The 19,404-nt window shown below is 74.6% G+C and carries 16 protein-coding genes; 7 read left to right on the forward strand and 9 right to left on the reverse strand.

Features of this window, described 5'->3' with window-relative positions; translation table 11 throughout:
- Positions 1-143: 143 nt before the first annotated feature.
- The gene (locus GA0070616_RS28215) at positions 144-299 is read right to left on the reverse strand and encodes a hypothetical protein (RefSeq protein WP_175440114.1); all 156 of its coding nucleotides are present in this window, start codon (positions 297-299) and stop codon (positions 144-146) included.
- Positions 296-1,477, reverse strand: a complete 1,182-nt coding sequence (locus GA0070616_RS17910; RefSeq protein ID WP_245712815.1) for an RDD family protein — start codon at positions 1,475-1,477, stop codon at positions 296-298. The genes GA0070616_RS28215 and GA0070616_RS17910 overlap by 4 nt, the downstream gene beginning before the upstream one ends.
- A 41-nt stretch (positions 1,478-1,518) precedes the next feature.
- Between GA0070616_RS17910 and GA0070616_RS17915 the strand changes: the two genes are divergently transcribed.
- Positions 1,519-2,505 carry a stage II sporulation protein M gene (locus GA0070616_RS17915; RefSeq protein WP_091083851.1) on the forward strand — a complete coding sequence of 329 codons (987 nt, stop codon included), beginning with the start codon at positions 1,519-1,521 and terminating at the stop codon, positions 2,503-2,505.
- Positions 2,506-2,559: 54 nt separating this feature from the next.
- Here GA0070616_RS17915 and GA0070616_RS17920 read toward each other — a convergent pair whose 3' ends face one another.
- Genes GA0070616_RS17920 through GA0070616_RS17940 form a run of 5 tightly spaced genes read right to left on the reverse strand, consistent with a single transcriptional unit; the run spans position 2,560 to position 7,694 of the window.
- A complete protein-coding gene (locus GA0070616_RS17920; protein ID WP_091083854.1) occupies positions 2,560-3,867 on the reverse strand; it encodes a DUF58 domain-containing protein in 1,308 nt (435 codons plus the stop codon).
- On the reverse strand, positions 3,864-4,835 hold the full coding sequence (locus GA0070616_RS17925; protein WP_091091047.1) for an AAA family ATPase: 972 nt from the start codon (positions 4,833-4,835) through the stop codon (positions 3,864-3,866). Before GA0070616_RS17925 ends, GA0070616_RS17920 begins: the two co-directional genes overlap by 4 nt.
- A gap of 17 nt (positions 4,836-4,852) precedes the next feature.
- Positions 4,853-6,268, reverse strand: a complete 1,416-nt coding sequence (locus GA0070616_RS29185) for a DUF4350 domain-containing protein (protein ID WP_091083860.1) — start codon at positions 6,266-6,268, stop codon at positions 4,853-4,855.
- Positions 6,265-6,855, reverse strand: a complete 591-nt coding sequence (locus GA0070616_RS17935; RefSeq protein WP_091083864.1) for a DUF4129 domain-containing protein — start codon at positions 6,853-6,855, stop codon at positions 6,265-6,267. Before GA0070616_RS17935 ends, GA0070616_RS29185 begins: the two co-directional genes overlap by 4 nt.
- Entirely contained in the window at positions 6,852-7,694 is an 843-nt protein-coding gene (locus GA0070616_RS17940; protein ID WP_091083868.1) for a hypothetical protein, read from the reverse strand. The genes GA0070616_RS17935 and GA0070616_RS17940 overlap by 4 nt, the downstream gene beginning before the upstream one ends.
- 204 nt (positions 7,695-7,898) lie before the next feature.
- Between GA0070616_RS17940 and mtrA the strand changes: the two genes are divergently transcribed.
- The 5 genes from mtrA (at position 7,899) to hpf (ending at position 13,718) form a co-directional block, all read left to right on the forward strand.
- On the forward strand, positions 7,899-8,588 hold the full coding sequence (mtrA, locus tag GA0070616_RS17945) for an MtrAB system response regulator MtrA (RefSeq protein WP_091083872.1): 690 nt from the start codon (positions 7,899-7,901) through the stop codon (positions 8,586-8,588).
- A 12-nt stretch (positions 8,589-8,600) separates the two neighbouring features.
- Complete coding sequence (gene mtrB, locus GA0070616_RS17950; protein ID WP_091083877.1) at positions 8,601-10,358, forward strand: MtrAB system histidine kinase MtrB; 1,758 nt, start codon at positions 8,601-8,603, stop codon at positions 10,356-10,358.
- The gene (locus tag GA0070616_RS17955; RefSeq protein ID WP_091083880.1) at positions 10,355-12,139 is read left to right on the forward strand and encodes an LpqB family beta-propeller domain-containing protein; all 1,785 of its coding nucleotides are present in this window, start codon (positions 10,355-10,357) and stop codon (positions 12,137-12,139) included. The genes mtrB and GA0070616_RS17955 overlap by 4 nt, the downstream gene beginning before the upstream one ends.
- 4 nt (positions 12,140-12,143) lie before the next feature.
- Positions 12,144-12,845 (forward strand): ComF family protein, encoded by a 702-nt coding sequence (locus tag GA0070616_RS17960; protein WP_091083885.1) that lies wholly within the window; start codon positions 12,144-12,146, stop codon positions 12,843-12,845.
- A 246-nt stretch (positions 12,846-13,091) separates the two neighbouring features.
- Positions 13,092-13,718 carry a ribosome hibernation-promoting factor, HPF/YfiA family gene (hpf, locus tag GA0070616_RS17965; RefSeq protein WP_091083889.1) on the forward strand — a complete coding sequence of 209 codons (627 nt, stop codon included), beginning with the start codon at positions 13,092-13,094 and terminating at the stop codon, positions 13,716-13,718.
- A 90-nt stretch (positions 13,719-13,808) separates the two neighbouring features.
- Here hpf and GA0070616_RS17970 read toward each other — a convergent pair whose 3' ends face one another.
- A complete protein-coding gene (locus GA0070616_RS17970) occupies positions 13,809-14,921 on the reverse strand; it encodes a GNAT family N-acetyltransferase (protein ID WP_091083894.1) in 1,113 nt (370 codons plus the stop codon).
- Positions 14,918-16,069, reverse strand: coding sequence for a GNAT family N-acetyltransferase (locus GA0070616_RS17975; RefSeq protein ID WP_091083898.1), 1,152 nt, complete (start codon positions 16,067-16,069; stop codon positions 14,918-14,920). Before GA0070616_RS17975 ends, GA0070616_RS17970 begins: the two co-directional genes overlap by 4 nt.
- A 169-nt stretch (positions 16,070-16,238) precedes the next feature.
- On the opposite strand from GA0070616_RS17975, the gene secA reads away from it, so the two are divergent.
- Positions 16,239-19,163 (forward strand): preprotein translocase subunit SecA, encoded by a 2,925-nt coding sequence (gene secA, locus GA0070616_RS17980; RefSeq protein WP_091083902.1) that lies wholly within the window; start codon positions 16,239-16,241, stop codon positions 19,161-19,163.
- Positions 19,164-19,404: the final 241 nt, after the last annotated feature.

Raw genomic sequence — 19,404 nt, forward strand, 5'->3', positions numbered from 1 at the left:
CCGGTGATCGCCTCGCGTCGGCCGACTCGCGAGGTGCGGCATGTCGCGCTGTCCGAGGCCGGAGACAGCGCACCTTGCCGCATGTCGGATCGGCCGGAGGCACTGACACGCCGAGCTGCCGCAAGCGGCACCGTGCTGGCGGGTCAGGGACGGTGGTTCCGGCGGGCGGGGCGGACCCAGGTCCAGACGCACCAGGCCAGCCAGGCCAGCGACACCACCGTGGCCAGGGTGCGCAGCCGCAGCGCGCTGAGCAGCAGCACCACGGCCAGGACGGCCAGCCACGGCCCGAAGCCCCTCACCGCCGCCGCCCCTCGGCCACGCCCGGATCCGCCGGGGCGGCAACCTCGACCGGGTGCGCACCGCCGACCCCCGCCGCGCTGACCTCCGCACCGCCGACCCCCGCCGCGCTGACCCCCGCGGCGCCGACCTCCGCCGCGCCGGCTCCGGGTGGGCCGGCGGGATCGGGCGGGCCTCCCTGCGGCGGGCCGGCCGGGACGGACTGCGGGGGAACGGTCCGCTGCACACCGGATGCCGGCGGCACCGGGTGCGGCGGGACGGCCGGGCGTACCCACAGGGGCGTGGCGGGGGTGGGGGCCGGGTCGGGGGCGGGTGGCGGCGCGGGCGTCAGCTCCGGCCACAGTCGTGCCATCACGGCCCGCTCGTGGCCCAGCCGCTCGCGGGCCCGGCGGTGCCGCTCCCCGAGCACCGCGGCCAGGTACACCGGCTCCGGCATGCCGGCCGGGGGCGGCGGAGTCGTCACGGCGGCGACCTCCGTCCACAGCCCCCGGGCGAGCAGCCCGCGCGCCGGCTCGGCGAACTGGTGGATCCGCGCCAGGTACTGCCGGGCGGCGAGCGCCAGGGCGTCGTCGAGACGGCTCAGATCCAGGGTGTACGCCCAACCGGCCAGCGCCGGCACCGCCGTCGGCACCGGCCGCCAGGCCGCCGCCGTGCGAACGTGCACCACCTGGGTGCCGGCGACCAGGTCGCCGAGCCGGCGGCCACGCCGATCGCTCAGCATCACCGTCACCCCGGCCACCCACGACAGCAGCGGCAGGATCAGACCGGGCCACTCCACGGCCACCCCGACCAGGGCCCGGGTCAGGGACTGGCGCAGCCCGACCCGCGCGCCGTCCACGCTGACCACACGCAGTCCCACGGCCATCTTGCCCGGGGTCCGGCCGTCGTTGAGCCGCTCGAACAGCACCGGGTAACCGACGAGCACCAGGACCAGCCCGACCGTCAGCGCCGCGTTGCTCAGTGCGCCGTCGAGCAGCCCGTACGGCATCGCGGCGAGCGCCATCCCGGCGACCGCCACCAGCAGGAGCGCGGCCAGCGCCTGGAGCAGGATGTCGAGCAGCAGGGCGAGCACCCGGGATCCGATCCGGGCCGCCCGCACGTCCAACCCGACAGCATCCCCGCTGACCAGGCCGGCGTCACCCCAGCCGGGCACCGGCCGGGGTCGTGGTTGTGCGCTCACCCCGACAGTGAACACTATGATCGCGCAGACGGGGGTGGCCGGTGGATCTCGACGCGTACGTCGCGGAGCATGGCGGGCAGTGGCGACGGCTGGAGCACCTCGTCGACCGGGCCCGGCTCGACGCCGCCGAGGTGGACGAGCTGGTGGTCCTCTACCAGCGGGTGAGCACCCACCTGTCCGTGCTGCGCAGTCGTTCGCCCGACCCGGCGCTGGTCAGCCAGCTCTCCCAGCTGGTGCTGCGGGCCCGGGCCCGGCTGACCGTGCGACCCCGCGCGTCCTGGGCGGCGGTCGGCCGGTTCCTGCTGGTCGGCTTCCCCGGCGCGGTGTGGCGGGCCTGGCCGTGGTGGTGCGCGGTGGCGACCGGCTTCACGGTGCTGTCGTTCGCCCTCATCTGGTTCGTGGCCGACAACCCCGACGCCGTGCCCGCGCTGGTCGGCGAGGAGGCCGCCGCGCACCTGGTGGAGTCCGGGTTCGCCGGCTACTACACGGAGTTCTCCGCGCCCACGTTCGCCTTCCACCTGTGGACGCACAACGCCTGGCTGGCGGCCCAGTGTCTGGCGGCGGGGGTGCTGATCGTGCCGGTGGGCTACCTGCTGTGGCAGAACGCGCTCAACATCGGCGTCGTCGGCGGCGTGATGGTCGCCTACGGCCGGGCCGACGTGTTCTTCGGCCTGATCACCCCGCACGGGCTGCTGGAGTTGACCGGCGTGTTCGTGGCCGCCGGCGTGGGTCTGCGGATCGGCTGGTCGTGGATCGCGCCGCCGGCCCAGCTGAGCCGGGGGGCCGCGGTCGCCCGCGCGGGGCGGGACGGGATCGTCGTCGCGGTGGGGCTGGTCGGCGTGTTCGCGGTCTCCGCGCTGGTCGAGGCGTTCGTGACGCCGGCTGCCGTGCCCGTGCCGCTGCGCGTCGCCGTCGGCGCGGCCGTCTGGGTGGCCTTCCTGACCTACGTGGTGGTCCTCGGCCGGCGCGCCCCCGGCCCCGCCGACCACGACGGTGCCGACGTCCTCGACCCCGTCAGCGCCCGCTGACCGTACGCCTGTGCCGGGCGGGCGGCGGCCCGGCTCCGCTGCGCGGACCGGCGGTCAGAGGCGGCCCTGCGCCTTGAGCCGGAGGTAGGTGTCGGCCAGGGCCGGGGCCAGCGCCGGGGCCGGGGCGTCGACCACCGTCACCTGGTGCCGGGCGAGAGCGGCCCGTAGCCGGTCCCGCTCCGCCACGGTCCGCCAGGCCGCCGCCGCGGCGTAGGCGTCCTCGGGGCGGGTCGGCGGCGCGACCGTCAACGCGGTCAGCAGCGGATCCTGGATCCCCGCGACCAGCACGGTGTGCCGGGCCGCGAGGCGGGGCAGCACCGGCAGCAGGCCCTCGCCGAGCGGCCCCGGCTCCAGCGCGGTGAACAGCACGACCAGGCTGCGCGGGTGCCGGCGGCGCAGCAGCTCCCCGGCGATCAGCCGGAAGTCCGTCTCGACCAGGGCCGGCTGCAACGGCGCCAGCTCGTGCACCACCCGGGCGAGCCCCGCCCCACCCGCGCCGGTCACCGACGCGCGCAGCACCGCGTCGGCGGCGAGCAGGTCGACCCGGTCGCCGGCCCGGCCGGCCAGCGCGGTGAGCAGCAGCGCCGCGTCGATGGCGGTGTCCAGCCGGGGCAGGTCGCCGACCCGGACGGCGGAGGTGCGGCCCGTGTCGAGCACGCAGACGACCCGCCGGTCCCGCTCGGGTCGCCAGGTGCGCACCATCACGTCGGCCCGGCGGGCGCTGGCCCGCCAGTCGATGGACCGCACGTCGTCGCCGACCACGTACTCGCGCAGGGTGTCGAACTCGGTGCCCTGACCGCGTCCCCGGGTTACCTGGGTGCCGGCGATGACCCGCAGGCGGGCCAGCCGTTCCGGCAGGTGTCGGCGGGAGTCGAAGCGGGGCAGCACCCGCAGCGTCCACGGCGGGGTGGCCGGCCGGCCGGCGCGCTGCCGGAACGCCAGGCCCAGCGGACCCACCGAGCGGACGGTGACAGCGGCGGCCGTCCGGTCACCGCGCCGGATCGGGGTCAGCCGGCTGGGCAGGGCCACCGCCTCCCCGGGGGCGACCCGCACGAGCCGGTTCGGCGGCACGTCGGGGTGGGCGCCGGCCGACGGCGGCCACGCGTCGCGGACCCTGGCGCGCAGCGTCCGGCCCGAGGTGTGGTGCAGGACCAGTGTGACCGTCGCCGTGCCCCCCAGCCGCACCGTGCGGTCGCCGTGGCGCTCGGCGAGCACCGCGGCGGGCGGGACGGCCAACGCGTGGTCCACGGCGAGCAGCACCAGCAGGGCGGCGGTCATCACCGCCACCCCGACGAACGGCGACGGCCAGGCCGGCAGGGTCAGCGCGCCCGCCGCCAGCAGCGCCGCCGCCCGCCAGGTCATCGCGGTGTGGGCACGGTGGCCAGCACCGTGTCCAGCACGGCGTCGACGGCGACGCCCTCCAGTTCGACCTCCGGGCGCAGCCGTAGCCGGTGCCGCAGCGTCGGTCGCGCCACCGCCTTCACGTCGTCGGGTACGACGTGCTCGCGGCCGGCCAGCCAGGCCCACGCCTTCGCGGTGTTCAGGATGGCCGTGGCGCCGCGCGGGGACGCTCCCAACTCCAACGCGGGCGTGACCCGGGTGGCCCGGCACAGGTCCACGATGTAGCCGAACAGCGGCTCGGCCAGGTGCACCCGTGCCACCGCGGCCCGGGCCGAGGCCAGGTCGGCGGCGGTGGCCACCGGGCGTACGCCGGCGGCGGCCAGGTCGCGGGGGTCGAACCCGGCGTGGTGCGCCCGCAGCACACCCAGTTCCTCCTCGCGGCTGGGAGTGGGCACGGTGAGCTTCAGGAGGAAGCGGTCCAGCTGGGCCTCGGGCAGGGGGTAGGTGCCCTCGTACTCGACGGGGTTCTGGGTGGCGGCCACGATGAACGGGTCGGGCAGCGCGCGGCGTTCCCCCTCCACCGACACCTGCCGCTCCTCCATCACCTCCAGCAGCGCGGACTGCGTCTTCGGCGGCGTGCGGTTGATCTCGTCGGCCAGCAGCAGGTTGGTGAACACCGGCCCCTCGCGGAAGGTGAAGGCGGCCGTACGCGGGTCGAAGATCATCGAGCCGGTGACGTCGCCGGGCATCAGGTCGGGGGTGAACTGCACCCGCTTGGCGTCCAGGTCCAGGGCGGCGGCCACCGTACGCACCAGCAACGTCTTGGCCACGCCGGGCACCCCCTCCAGCAGCACGTGCCCCCGGCAGAGCAGGGCGATCACCAACCCGGTGACCACGGCGTCCTGGCCGACGACCGCCTTGGCCACCTCGGCGCGCAGCCGGTGCAGGGCGGCGCGGGGGTCGGCCGGGTCGGCGGCGGGCGGCTCCACGGTTCCGGCGGGTCGGGTCACCGGGGGTCTCCTTCGGGTCGGTGCGGCAGGGGGACGGTGCCCGGCGCCACCGTACGGGTGGTGCGGTCCAGCCGCTCGGCCAGCTCCACCAGGTCGCGGTCGGTCTCGGGCGGGTCGCCGTACAGCAGGTCGTGGGTGGCGTGGGGATTCTCGCCGGTGCGGGCGGCGACGGCGGCGGCCACCCCGGCGGGCGGGGTGTCGGCGGGCAGGCCCAGCCGGGGCAGCAGCCGGGCCCGGGCGGCGTCCCGCAGGGTCGACGCGGCGGCGTCGCGGGCACCGGCCCGCTGGTAGAGGCGGGCCCGGCCGAGCACCGTCTCGGCGTTGCGGACGGTCACCGGTAGCGCGTCCGGGGCGGGCGGACCGAGCCGGCGGGCCCGCCACAGGGCGGCCAGCACGGCCGCCAGGAGGAGTTGCGCCAGCAGCGCCCAGAACCAGGCCGGGAAGACGCTCCACAGCGGGTTCGGTGCGTCGTCCGGCGCGTCCGCCCGGCCCCGCCCGTCGTCGTCGCCGCCGTCACCGGGCCCGCCGTCACCGTCGGGGCCGCCGGGTCGCCCAGGGTACGCGTCGTCGGGCCGGTCCTCGCCCGACTCCCCGAACCCGGAGGGGTACGCCTCGGGTGTGCGCACCGGCGCGCTGAGCGTCGGCGTCGGCGGCGGTGGCTCCGGGCCGTCCAGGTCGAGCCACACGACGCGACCGGTGGTGCCGAGCAGGCCGGTGGCGAAGGCGCGGTTGTCCCACTCGTCGATCCGGTCGTTGCGGAACGGGTCGCTCGCGCCCACCACCAGCGTGTCGACGACGCCGGGCAGCAGGGCCACCCCGCCGGCGAAGCAGAAGTCGGTGTCACCGCCCGACGGGGGCTTCGTCGTCCACCGTTGCCGGTCGACGGCGGCGGCGCGGACCCGCGCGACCTCGGGCAGCAGGCAGGGCCGCCCGTACGCGGACGGTTCCACCGCCCGTGCGGCCCAGCGGCGGGGCCCCGGCGCCACCCGCAGGCCGGCGCCCTCCAGAACCCGGCGGGACGGGTCGACCAGCACCACCCGTCGGCCGGTGGGCAGCATGCCCAACCTGTCGAGGGAGGCGGGGTGCAGCAGGTCGGGCGCGGGTACGAGCAGGGTCGCCGGGCCGGAACGGGTCGCCCGCAGCGCCGCCCCGGTGTCGGTCTCCCGCCGCACCTCGACGCCGAGTTCCCGCAGCGCGTCGGCGAGTCGGCTGCCGCCGTCGGCCCCGGTGGCCGTGGGGGAGAGGAACCCGGGGGCGTCCTGGTCGGGCTGGTCGACCTCGTGCGTGACCAGGGTGGTGGCGACCAGCAGGACGGCCAGCCCCACCGGCAGCAGGATCCGGTGCCGGCGGCGGCGTCGCCGGGCGGGCGCGGCGGGATCGGGGCGGTTCGTGGTGGCCGGCGCGCCGCTCATCGGGCCCCCTCTCCCGGCCGCGCCGGCTCGTCGAGGATCCGGCGCAGGTCGGCGGCGTGTTCCCGCATCCGCCGGTCGTGGTCGGCCGTCGCCACGTGCTGGGCGTACCAGAGGTCGGAGAAGACCGCCCCGGCGGCGGCCAGCGGCGGGCCGGCCGCCGGGCGGGCGACAGCCGTCGCGGCGACCAGTTCGGTCACCGTCATCCCGGGCCGGACCCGGACGACCCGGCGGGCGGCCAGCTCGCCCACCATGCCGCGCAGGCGCTCCCGCACCGACTCGGCGTAGCGGCCCTCGGCGGCGAGCCGGTCGGCCAGGGAGAGGTGCACGGCCGGGGGCGGGTCGGGTTCCGCCGCCCGGGGCAGGGGCACGGCCGGGCCGGCCTTCGCGGGCCGGGGGGTGCGCCGGGGCCGGCGGAGGAGGGCCGGCCGGCGCAGCCGGGGCAGCCGGCGGGGCACCCAGGCCGGCCAGGTGTACCAGGCGGTGGCGACCAGCGCGGTCGCCAGGACGAGCAGCAGCGCCGCGAGCGGCAGCGGGAGCCGGTCGCCGAGGGCAGCGGTGGTCTCGGTCCACCACCGGCTGAAGCTCATCGTGGCACCGCCAGCAGGGTGGCCTCGGCGGCGGTGGGAGCGGCCCGCGAGAGGCGGATGTCCAGCCCTTCGGTGCGGGTGCGGGTCTCCAGGTGCAGCACGGCGTCCAGGCAGGCCAGCGCCGGGTAGGCCACCGCGTTCACCCCGGCCCAGATCGCCAGGGACAACAGGTCGCCCCAGCCCGGGTCGAACAGATCGAGACCCGTCACGGCGTACCAGACACCGAGGCCGAGCCCGATCCGGACGATCCACCACACCAGGTACGCCAGCAGGCGGATCCACCCGGCACGGCCGCCGAGGCGCAGCGCGAGGGTGGCCGACCGGACCGGGGCGCGCAGTGCGGGCACCCGGTCCACCACCAGCGCCGGGGCGACGGCCCCGAGCAGGGCGAAGCCCACGAACCAGGCCGGCCCGAACAGCGACATCCCGAACATCAGCACCCCGACCAGCGCGGCGAGCGCCCCGGTGACGCCCCACCGGGCGCCGGCGGGCCGCAGCAGGTCCCGCGCGGCGACCGTACGGCCGAACAGCGTGCCGGCGGCGGCCCGGGCGGCCGGGTTGCCGAGCAGGGTCACGATCACCGCCTCGGTGGCCGCGCCCACGGCCAGCAGCAGCCAGTACGCCCCGAACGAGTCCACCCGCAGCCACCAGGCCGGCGGCGCGGTGCCCGCGCCGAGGCGCAGCGGGAACAGCAGGAACTGCTCGGCCACGGCCAGCACGAGGGCGAGGGGGATCAACACCCGGGCCTGGTTGCGCAGCAGCAGGACGGCGGAGTCGAGCAGCTCACCGACGGTCAGCGGGCGGCGGGGGAGCACGACGGTCGGGCCTGCGTCGGGCACGCGTACTCCTGCAAGGGCTGACAGCGGTGGCGCGTGACGACGCACGCGGGGATCATGGTGTCACGCGCGCCCCGCTGAGGTGGACCCGCAGGCCCCCCGGTGGCGGCTCGCGCCCAGGTTTTGCTGGGCTGGAACCACCGACGGGCAATACCATGCCGAAGGTGAGGCGAGCCCACCGACGGACGGGATGACAACATTAACCCCATGAGAGCCCGGGTACTGGTGGTCGACGACGACCCCGCGCTCGCCGAGATGCTCGGCATCGTCCTGCGCAGTGAGGGCTTCGTGCCCTCCTTCGTCGCCGACGGTGAACGGGCGTTGGCCGCGTTCCGCGACAGCCGGCCCGACATCGTCCTGCTCGACCTCATGCTGCCCGGAATGAGCGGTATCGACGTGGCACGGGCGATCCGGGGTGAGTCGGGCGTGCCGATCGTGATGCTGACCGCGAAGAGCGACACCGTCGACGTGGTCCTGGGGCTGGAGTCCGGGGCCGACGACTACGTGGTCAAGCCGTTCAAGCCCAAGGAGCTGGTGGCCCGGATGCGGGCGAGGCTGCGCCGGGGCGAGGACGTCGCGCCGGAGATGCTGTCCATCGGGCCCCCCGACAACCAGATCACCATCGACGTGCCGGCCCACACGGTCAGCCGCAACGGCGAGGAGGTCAAGCTCACACCGCTGGAGTTCGACCTGCTGGTGGCGTTGGCCCGCAAGCCGCGCCAGGTGTTCACCCGCGAGGTGCTGCTGGAGCAGGTCTGGGGCTACCGGCACGCGGCGGACACCCGGCTGGTCAACGTGCACGTGCAGCGGCTGCGGGCGAAGATCGAGCCGGATCCGGAGCGGCCGGAAATCATCCTCACCGTGCGGGGCGTGGGCTACAAGGCGGGCACCGGATAGCCTGGTCGTACTGTGACCAGCTCCCCGCTCTCCGATCCCCCCGCCACCCCCGCCCGCCGGCGCGTCGCCGTGCGGGAGCTCTGGCGTGGCGTCACCGGCCGGGCCTCGGGGCTGGTGTCGGTGGTGCGCCAGACGTGGCGGCGGTCGTTGCAGGTGCGGGTGGTGACCATCACGCTGGTGGCCTCCAGTCTGCTGGTGGGCGGTTTCGCCTACCTCATCGCCGACAAGATCACGAACATCCTGCTGGAGAACGCCAAGAGCGACGTGCGGCAGCGGCTGACCAGCGGGGCCGACTACGCGGCCAAGCAGTTCAGCCTCTACAGCCAGCCGCAGGAGGCCCAGCTCCAGGAGACCATCGACGGCACGGTCAGCTACCTGGCCGGTGGCGACCCGCAGACCAGCGGTGTCGTGGTGGCGCTGACCGCCGACGACTGGGCCGGGGTCATCCAGCCGCGCACCTCCCCGTCGGTGGACGTCCAGCCGTTGATCAGCCCGCAGCTGCGGGCGGCGGTGGCCGACGGCAACGTGGCCACCCAGATCCGCACCGGCCGGCTGACCGGCGACAGCGACCGGAAGTACCTCGTGTACGGCTCACCCGTGCCGACCAGCTTCGGCCAGGTGGAGCTCTACTACTTCGTCCCGTTGACCCTGCAGGACTCGACCGCTGCCCAGGCCACGGCGACGGTGGTGGCCACGGGGGTGGCCCTGGTGCTGCTGCTCGGCCTGCTGGCCGCGTTGGTGACCCGCCTGGTGGTGACCCCGGTGCGGGTGGCCGCGCGGACGGCGCAGCGACTCTCGGCGGGCCTGCTCGACCAGCGGATGGCGGTCGACGGCGAGGACGACCTGGCACTGCTCGCCGCGTCGTTCAACCAGATGGCGACGAACCTCCAACGGCAGATCCTGCGGCTGGAGGAGATGTCGCGGTTGCAGCGCCGGTTCACCTCGGACGTCTCCCACGAGCTGCGCACCCCGCTGACCACCGTCCGGATGGCCGCCGACCTGATCTTCGCCGAGCGCGACGAGTTCGACCCGGCGGTGGCGCGCAGCGCCGAGCTGCTCCAGGCCGAGCTGGACCGGTTCGAGGAGCTGCTGACCGACCTGCTGGAGATCAGCCGGTTCGACGCCGGCTTCGCGGTGCTCGACGCCGAGCCGACCGACCTCGTGCCGGTGGTGCACCGGGTCGCGGACCGGCTGTCGGGGCTGGCCGACCGGGTGGGGGTGACCATCGAGCTGGACGTGCCGTCCGCGCCGGTGATCGCCGAGGTCGACCCCCGGCGGGTCGAGCGGGTGCTGCGCAACCTGGTGGGCAACGCCGTCGAGCACGGCGAGGCCAAGCCGGTACGGATCACCCTGGGCGTCGACGACACCGCCATCGCGGTGACCGTCCGCGACCACGGGGTGGGCCTCAAGCCGGGGGAGGAGAAGCTCGTGTTCAACCGGTTCTGGCGGGCGGACCCGTCGCGGGCCAGGCAGACCGGCGGCACCGGCCTCGGGCTGTCGATCAGCGTGGAGGACGCCCGGCTGCACGGCGGCTGGCTGGAGGCGTGGGGCGCGCCGGGGCAGGGCGCCCAGTTCCGGCTCACCCTGCCGGCGCGGGCCGGCGACCGGCTCACCACCTCCCCGCTGCGACTGGTGCCGGCCGACGCCGCGCTGCCGTTCGGCGGTCCCGACGACGACGGTGTGCTGGCCATCGAGCCGGCGAACGCGGGGGTGTTGGCGATCGGGCCGGCCCCGGCGGGCGAGGAACGACGGGCGGAGGTGGGCTCGTGATCCGGCGGCTGCTGGGCGGAGTGCTGCTGGTGTCCCTGGCGGCCGGGTGCGGCATCCCCGGCAGCACCGAGGTGCAGGTGGAGCAGCGCGGGCCGGCGGCGGAGACGAGCTGGTCCCTGGGGCGGGGCAGCGAGCCGCCGGCGCGGGCGGCCAGCGGCAGTGACGCCGGGGAGTTCGTCGAGAACTTCCTCGCGGCGGCGGCGGGCGAGCCGGACCGGGCGTACGACCGGGTGAAGCAGTTCATCGCGCCGGCCGACCGCAACGGGTTGCAGGAGAAGCAGGGCAGCGAGGTGGCGCTGTCGGTGGTGCGGCTGACCGACGCGCCGGTGATCGAACCGGACATCGACAGCATGCAGGTCACCATCACCGTGCAGCAGGTCGGTGTGCTGCGCGCGAACGGCACCCTGGCGACGCCGGTGTCCACCGAGCCGACGTACGAGTTCCGTCTGGTCAGCGCCGGTCCTCCCGGGCAGGAGGACGCCGGCTACTACGTCGCCGACCCACCGAACGTGCTGTTGCTCAGCGACGAGGCGCTCGACCGCTACTACCAGCGCGAGACGATCTACTTCTGGAACTCCGGTCGCACCCGGCTGGTGCCCGACCAGCGGTACCTGCCGCTGGCGGTACCGGCGGAGCGGCGGGTCAGCGAGGTGGTCCGCTGGTTGACGGCGGGCCCGTCGGACTGGCTCGGCTTCGCGGCGGCCCGCCTGCCCGACCGCACCGAGATGATCAACAATGCCACCGGCTCGGACGGCCGGTGGGAGGTCAACCTCGACATGCCCACCGCCGACGACCAGCGGCTGGAGCAGTTCGCCACCCAGCTCGCCTGGTCCCTGGCCGCACTGGAGGGCGAACTCGAGATCAAGATCCTGAACCAGTCGCGGATGGAGATCGACCTGGCCCGGCAGCGGCTGGCGAACCCGGTGTACGCGCTGGGCGACGACCCCCAGCGGTTCTGCGTGTACGAGGGGGCGGTCCACCCCCTCGCGTTCCACGACGGGATCGGCGGGCCGGTGCCGGTGGTCGAGGCGGTCAACCAGGACGCGCTCTCCGCCGGGATGATCCGGGTCGGTGACGAGGTGCTGGCCGCGCTGGTGGTCGCCGGTGACGACGGGAAGCAGCGGCTCAGAGTGGGCCGGGGTGGGGCGCCCCCGGAGGCGTTCCAGGTCAGCGAGGCGTACGGGGCGGTCGGCCGCCCGGTGTGGGTGCGGTCCACCGGTGACCGGCCACACGGACTGGTGGTCGCCGACCGGCGGCTGCACCGGTTCGACGAGCGCGGCGTCATGCGGCCGGTCCAGTTGACCGTCGCCGGCGACGTGACGGCGGTGGCGGCGGCGCTGGACGGGCACCGGGTGGCGCTGGTCGTCGGTGGCCGGCTCTACGTGGCGGCGGTGACCGCCGAGGGTGGCGTACCCGTGGTCGGTCCCACCCGGCCGCTGGTCACCTCCCTGGTCAGCCCGACGGCCGTGGACTGGCTGGGCGAGAACCGCCTTGTCGTGGCCGGTTCGGCGGGCCGGCCGGCGATCTACGAGATCAGTGTCGACGGGGCGTTGGAGACCGCGCTGCGCCAGGACGTGGGCACGCCGGTGACGCACCTGGCCTCGTACCCGGCCAACCCGATGTCCCCCCTGGTCTCCGGGGCGTACATGTACGAGGCCAACGGGGTGTCGTACCGCAGCAACCCGGTCGAGCGGATCCAGCGCGAGCAGGTCCAGCAGGTGACTCCGCCGCCGGCCGGGGCGCGGCCGGGCAACCCGACCGCGCCGTTCTTCCTCTTCTGAGCCGATGGGCGGCGTCGGCGGGCTCTGGGCGGACCTGACCGACCTGGTGCTGCCCACCGTGTGCGCCGGCTGCCGGGACCGCCGGGACGGGCTGCGCCACGGCGTGTGCCCGGACTGCGTGGCGGAGTTGTCGGCGTTGCGGCCCCGCCCCGTGCGGCCGGTGGCGGCCTCGGTGGGACTGCCGTCCTGCCACGCCCTCGGCCCGTACGCGGGGCCGCTGCGGGAGGCGCTGATCGCCTACAAGGACCACGGCCGGCACGGCCTGGCCCGCCCGCTGGGCGGCCTGCTGGCCGGGGTGGTGGCGACGGCCGTCGACCCGGCGCGTCCGGTGACGCTGGTGCCGGTGCCGGACACGGCTTCCGCCGCTCGGGCCCGCCACGGCGACCACCTGGCGCGGCTGGCCCGGCACTGTGCCCACCGGCTACGCCGGGCGGGCTGGTCGGTGCGGGTACGCCGGCCGCTGCGTGCCCTGCCCCGACCGGACTCGGTGGGGTTGGACAGCGTCGCGCGGGCGGCGGCGGCCGGGGCGGCCTTCCGGGTGAAGGCACGCGTGGGCGGCCCGGACGGCGCGACCGTCGTGGTGCTGGACGACATCGTCACCACCGGGTCCACCCTCGCGGCGGTGAGCCGGGCGCTGTTCGGCGTCGGTCTCGCGCCGGCCGGGGCCGCGGTGCTGGCTGCGACGGTGAAACGACACCCGAGGTGACTGTTCGTGTTTCCGTTTCACCCCTTGGTGTATGGCCTGTGAAAAATGTTTGGCCGGCTCGGCAACGGGGGGTGACGGCCGGGCGTACAGGGGTTAGCGTTTGGCTGTCGGGGTAGGAGGTTCACCCACCCGCCCCGGCGGTGAGAGGAGGCGTAGCCGCATTCAACGGTCGACGCCGAGTGGGGGCCAACCCCGGACGCGCGACCGGAGTCAATCCAGCACGACCGTCCGAACGAGGGAGGTCACGTGGACATCGTGGTCAAGGGTCGTAACGTCGAAGTTCCGGACCACTACCGGGTGCATGTAGCAGACAAGCTCGCCAAGGTCGAACGCTACGATCACAAAATTATCCGAGTCGATGTCGAGCTGTTCCACGAGCGCAATCCGCGCCAGGCCGACCACTGCCAGCGGGTGGAGATCACCTGCGTGTCGCGGGGTCCGGTGATCCGGGCCGAGGCCTGCACGAACGACTTCTACAGCGCGCTCGACGCAGCCATCGCCAAGCTGGACGCCCGCCTGCGCCGGGCCGCCGACCGGCGCCGCGTCCACCGGGGGCGGCACGCCCCGCTGTCGGTCGCCGCCGCCACCGCCAACCTGCCGGTCGCCGACCTGCCCGCCGCGCCGCTGGGTGCCGCCGGCGGGTCCGCCACCGCCGTCGCGGAGCGGGCCGACGAGGAGTACGACGAGCAGCCGTGGCACATCGCGCGGGAGAAGGTGCATCCCGCCGAACCGATGACCGTCGACGACGCCCTGTTCCAGATGGAACTCGTCGGGCACGACTTCTACCTGTTCCAGGACAAGGAGTCCGGTCGGCCCAGCGTGGTCTACCGTCGGCACGCCTACGACTACGGCATCATCTCGCTCGCCATCTGACCCGCCGGCGTGGGTCGGGGACGCCCCCCGACCCACGCCGCGGGCCGCAGCACGAACCGACCTCGCCGAACCGCGCCGCCCGCCCGGCACTCATCCGGTGCGGTGCCGCGCGAGCAGGCCGAACACCAGGTCGTCGATCCGGTCGCCGGCCAGCCCGGGCAGCGCGCCGCGCAGCAGCCCCTCCCGGCGGAAGCCCGCCCGCTCGAGCACCCGGTGGGAGGCGGTGTTGTCGGGCAGCGTGCCCGCCGTGAGGCGGCTCAGCCCGACCGGCCCGAACGCCCAGTCGCGCAGCAGGACGACCGCGCGGGTCGCCACGCCACGTCCCCGCGCCTCGGGCAGCAGCGCGTAGCCGACCGTGCCCTCTGCGGCGGCCGGCGTGGAGTACGTCAGGCCGCAACTGCCCAGCGGTCCGCCGGTGGCCGCGTCGAGGATCAGCAGCCGGGCGACCTGTCCGGCGAGCCATCCGCCCTCCGACAGCCGGCAGCGTCGCTCGATCGTCTCCCGGCCCGGGGGCACCGGCGGGGCCTGGTTGGCGTACACCTCCGGGAGGGTGTGCAGCCGGAACATCACCTCGGCGTCGTCGGGCGCGAGCCGGCGCAGGGTCACCACGCCGTCGGTGAGCGCACCGCCGGGCAGGTCCGGCAGCAGGCGCGGCGTCGGCCCCGGCAGGTCGTCGGCCAGGCGCGCCCACACCGTCAGGTCGCGCCGCCCACCCTGCCGGACCGGTCCGGCCTGTCTGCGTACCCCCTCGTGTCGGAAGCCGGCGGCGAGCGCGACCCGCTGGCTGGCCGGGTTCTCGGCGGCGGTCAGCAGTTCCAGCCGGGCGGTCCCGGTGGCGAAGGCGTGCGCGGCGAGCGCCCGGGTGGCGGCGGTGGCGACGCCCCGCCGACGCGCCCACGGCGCGACCCAGTAGCCGACCTCGGCCTGGCTCCGGTAGGGCACCGGGTTGCTGAGCCCGATGCCGGCGAGCAGCCGGTCGGTGGCCGGGTCGACGACGGCGTAGGCGCAGCCACCGGTGGCGAAGGCCGCCGGTGCGGCCTGCGTGATCCACTGTTGGGCGTCCGCCTCCGTGTAGGGGGCGGGCAGGCCGTCGAGTGACCGCTGGGTCACCGGGTCGGCGCAGGCCGCGGCCACGTCCGCCACGTCGTCCAGGCGGTACGGCCGCAGCCGCACCCCGTCGCCCTCGACGGTCGGGCCGGTCACGCCAGGTCCCCCGGCAGCAGCGCGGCGACCCACGCGTCCGTGCGTACGCCCCGGTGGTGCAGCGCGTCCCGGGCCACGCCCTCGAAGCGGAAGCCGGTCTTCTCGGCTGCCCGCCGGGAGGCGGTGTTGCCGACGTTGGCCCGCCACTCGATCCGGGCCAGGCCGAGCGAGGCGAAACCCCAGGCGCAGAGCGCGGCCAGGGCGGCCGGCTGGTAGCCCCGGCCACGGGCGTGCGGCGCGGTCATGAAGCCGACGTCGGCGACCAGGGGGTCGCCCGGGGAGATCCGCAGTTCCACCGAGCCGGCGTACGCGTCGTCGGGGCCGGCGATCGTGAAGTACGCGCCGGTGCCGCGCGCCCAGGCCATCTCGACGACGTCCCGGAGGAAGCTCTCGGCGTCGGCGCGCCCGTACGGGTCGGGGACGGTGGTCCACTCGACCGTGTGCGGGTCCCGGCAGGTCACCACGATGGCGTCGAGGTCGCCGTCCTCCACCGGGCGCAGCCGCAGCTCGGTGTGGTCGGCGTCGGCGAACAGGGTGGGCTGGGCGGTGCCGAAGACGGCGGCCCGCCGGGCGGGCAGGGTGCCGGGGCCGGCCGGCCCCGGTGTGCCGGGGGCGGGGACCTCGCCCGGCAGCAGCGCGCCGGTCCACATCGCCCGGCTGCCCGACCGGGTGGGTCCGGGCAGCCGCAGCTCGCCCTCCGGCCGGAAGCCGGCGCGGAGCGCGACCAGGCGGGAGGCGTGGTTGCCGACGTCGGCCCGCCAGGTCAGCCGACGCAGCCCCAGCGTGTCGAACGACCAGCGGGCCAGGGCCCGGGTGGCGCGGACGGCCACGGCCTGTCCGCGCGCCCAGGGGGCCGTCCAGTAGCCGATCTCGCCTTCCGTCGGGTCGAGCCGCACCAGGCCGCAGCTGCCGAGCAGGTCGCCGGTCTCGGCGTCGCAGACGGCCAGCGGCGCGCCCGTCGCGTCCCGCCACTGCGCGGCGGCGAACCCGGTGACGAACTCGTGGGCGTGTTCGGGCAGGTACGGGCGAGGTACGGTGGTCCAACGCTGGATGTCCGGATCCTGGCAGGCCCGGTGCACCGGGTCGGCGTCGGTCGCCCGCCAGGGGCGCAACACCAGACCGTCCTCGACGATCTCCACAGGCTCCATCGGGTCATGGTGCCGGATCGTTCGCCGATGGCGTAACGGGATAACGGGGACAGCGGCGCGTCGGTCGTGTGTTATGTCGGTTTCGCGATGACGGACCCCCGCCACCAGTGACCATCGCGCCGATGGAACGCCTACGATGGGTCGAGACTGTCTAGGGGAGCGTTGATCCGTGTCGATTCTGGAAAAGGTCCTCCGCGCCGGCGAGGGCCGTATGGTGCGCCGGCTGAAGGCCATCGCCGCCGCCGTCAACTCGATCGAGGACGACTACGTCAACCTCACCGATGACGAGCTGCGCGGCATGACCGAACAGTTCAGGGAACGGCTCGCCGACGGTGAGACCCTCGACGACCTGCTGCCGGAGGCCTTCGCGGTGTGCCGCGAGGCGGCTGCTCGGGTGCTCGGCCAGCGACCGTACGACGTCCAGGTGATGGGCGGCGCGGCGCTGCACTTCGGCAACATCGCCGAGATGAAGACCGGTGAGGGCAAGACCCTGACCTCGGTCATGCCGGTCTACCTCAACGCGCTGTCGGGCGACGGCGTGCACGTCGTGACGGTCAACGACTACCTGGCCCAGCGTGACGCGGCCTGGATGGGCCGGGTGCACGACTTCCTCGGCCTCACCGTCGGCGTGGTGCTGCCCAACCGGCCGGCCGCCGAGCACCGCGCGGCCTACGAGTGCGACATCACCTACGGCACCAACAACGAGTTCGGCTTCGACTACCTGCGCGACAACATGGCCTGGTCGAGGGACGACCTGGTCCAGCGCGGCCACAACTTCGCCGTGGTCGACGAGGTCGACTCGATCCTGATCGACGAGGCGCGTACCCCGTTGATCATCTCCGGTCCGGCGGAGCACTCGGCCCGCTGGTACGGCGAGTTCGCCGCCGTGGTGGCCCGGCTCCAGCCCGGCAAGGACGGCGAGGGTGACTACGAGGTCGACTACGCCAAGCGCACCATCGCCGTCACCGAGCGCGGTGTGGCCAAGGTCGAGGACCGCCTCGGCATCGACAACCTCTACGAGTCGGTGAACACCCCGCTGGTCGGCTACCTGAACAACGCCATCAAGGCCAAGGAGCTGTACAAGCGCGACAAGGACTACATCGTCAGCGACGGCGAGGTCCTGATCGTCGACGAGTTCACCGGTCGTATCCTGCACGGCCGCCGCTACAACGAGGGCATGCACCAGGCGATCGAGGCCAAGGAGGGGGTGGAGATCAAGCAGGAGAACCAGACCCTGGCCACCATCACCCTCCAGAACTACTTCCGCCTCTACGGGAAGCTGTCCGGCATGACCGGCACGGCCCAGACCGAGGCCGGCGAGTTCAACAAGGTCTACAAGGTGGGCGTGGTGTCCATCCCCACCCACCGGCCGATGGTCCGCCAGGATCGGGCCGACGTCATCTACAAGACCGAGAAGGCCAAGTTCAACGCCGTCATCGAGGACATCGCCGAGCGGCACCAGGCCGGCCAGCCGGTGCTGGTGGGCACCGTCTCGGTGGAGAACTCCGAGATCATCTCGCAGTTGCTGCGCCGCCGGGGCATCCCTCACTCGGTGCTGAACGCCAAGTTCCACGCCCGGGAGGCCGAGATCGTCGCCCAGGCCGGGCGCAAGGGTGCGGTCACCGTCGCCACGAACATGGCCGGCCGGGGCACCGACATCCTGCTCGGCGGCAACCCCGAGTACCTCGCCGCGAACGAGCTGCGTCAGCGCGGCCTCGATCCGCTGGAGAACGAGGAGGAGTACGCCAAGGCGATGGAGGAGGTCCTGCCGAAGTGGAAGCAGGCCTGCGACGCCGAGGCGGAGGAGGTCGGTGCCGCCGGCGGCCTGTACGTGCTGGGCACCGAGCGGCACGAGTCGCGCCGCATCGACAACCAGCTGCGCGGCCGGTCCGGCCGGCAGGGTGACCCGGGTGAGTCCCGCTTCTACCTGTCGCTGCAGGACGAACTGATGAAGCGGTTCCGCTCCGGGGCGGTCGAGGCGGTCATGGAGCGCTTCAACATCCCGGAGGACGTGCCCATCGAGTCGAAGATGGTCACTCGCCAGATCAAGAGCGCGCAGGCCCAGATCGAGGGCCAGAACGCCGAGATCCGGAAGAACGTCCTGAAGTACGACGAGGTCATGAACAAGCAGCGCCAGGTGATCTACGCCGAGCGGCTGCGCGTGCTCAACGGGGAGGACCTCTCCGACCAGGTGCGCAACATGATCGACGACGTGATCGGGGCGTACGTGGTCGGTGCGACGTCCGAGGGCTACGCCGAGGACTGGGACCTGGAGCAGCTCTTCACCAGCCTCAAGCAGCTCTATCCGGTGGGTGTCACCATCGAGGAACTGGAGGAGGAGGCGGGCGGCGCCCGCAGCGCCATCGACGCCGACTTCCTCCTGGCCCGCCTCCGGGAAGACGCGCACGCCGCGTACGGCCGGCGCGAGGAGCAGCTCGGTGAGGAGGGCACCCGCCAGTTGGAGCGGATGGTCCTGCTCCAGGTGATCGACCGCAAGTGGCGTGAGCACCTCTACGAGATGGACTACCTCCAGGAGGGCATCAGCCTGCGGGCGTACGCCCAGCGCGACCCGGTGGTGGAATACCAGCGCGAGGGCTTCGACATGTTCGCCACCATGATGGACGGCATCAAGGAGGAGACGGTCGGCTTCCTCTACAACCTCGAGGTGCAGGTCAACGAGCCGGAGCCCGAGGCCGAGGAGGTCGCCCTGCTCGACAAGCCGGTGGAGATCCGGGCCAAGGGCCTGGGCCGCGCGCCGCAGCAGCAGGGGCTCCAGTACTCGGCGCCGACCATCGACGGCGAGGCCGGTTCCGGTGCGGTCGCCGTGGAGCGGCCCGAGGAGCAGGCCCCGGCGCTGGGCATCGGCGGGCCCGCCCCGGCCGGTCGGGGCGGTGCCCCGGCCAACGGGCGTGCCTCGTCACCGCGCCGGCCCTCGCCCGGCGTTGGCGGCCAGGCCGCCGCGGCGGGCTCGGTCCGACGCACCGCGCCCGGCCAGGCAGCCTCCGGCAGCGGCCCGTCGCGCAACGCACCCTGCCCGTGTGGCTCCGGCCGCAAGTACAAGCGTTGCCACGGCGCTGCGGGCGGCGGCGCCTGAGTCTCGCTCGCCCGGTCTGACCGGGCCAGCCAACGGTCGAGCCGCGCACCCCGACGGGGTGCGCGGCTCGACCGTTGGTGCGCACAGTGCCGGCCGCACCCGCGCACCGGAGGGTGTGGTTGACGCACGTCCTTGCGAGCTGGGTGGTGTGAACGGAGGGGCGGGTTGGGCGGTCCAGTTGCGGCACCCTGCGGCATTCCCGGCACCAGATAGCCCCATCTGCCGCGAACCGTGTCCTAAC

The organism is Micromonospora nigra (assembly GCF_900091585.1).
In the GTDB taxonomy this organism is placed as follows: Bacteria; Actinomycetota; Actinomycetes; order Mycobacteriales; family Micromonosporaceae; genus Micromonospora; species Micromonospora nigra.

What these genes read in the sequence shown, in the direction of transcription:
- GA0070616_RS17920 (WP_091083854.1), bottom strand. Translation starts at nt 3,867, where the DNA reads ATGACCTGGCGGGCGGCGGCGCTGCTGGCGGCGGGCGCGCTGACCCTG.
- GA0070616_RS29185 (WP_091083860.1), bottom strand. Translation starts at nt 6,268, where the DNA reads ATGAGCGGCGCGCCGGCCACCACGAACCGCCCCGATCCCGCCGCGCCC.
- GA0070616_RS17935 (WP_091083864.1), bottom strand. Translation starts at nt 6,855, where the DNA reads ATGAGCTTCAGCCGGTGGTGGACCGAGACCACCGCTGCCCTCGGCGAC.
- mtrA (WP_091083872.1), top strand. Translation starts at nt 7,899, where the DNA reads ATGAGAGCCCGGGTACTGGTGGTCGACGACGACCCCGCGCTCGCCGAG.
- GA0070616_RS17960 (WP_091083885.1), top strand. Translation starts at nt 12,144, where the DNA reads ATGGGCGGCGTCGGCGGGCTCTGGGCGGACCTGACCGACCTGGTGCTG.
- GA0070616_RS17975 (WP_091083898.1), bottom strand. Translation starts at nt 16,069, where the DNA reads ATGGAGCCTGTGGAGATCGTCGAGGACGGTCTGGTGTTGCGCCCCTGG.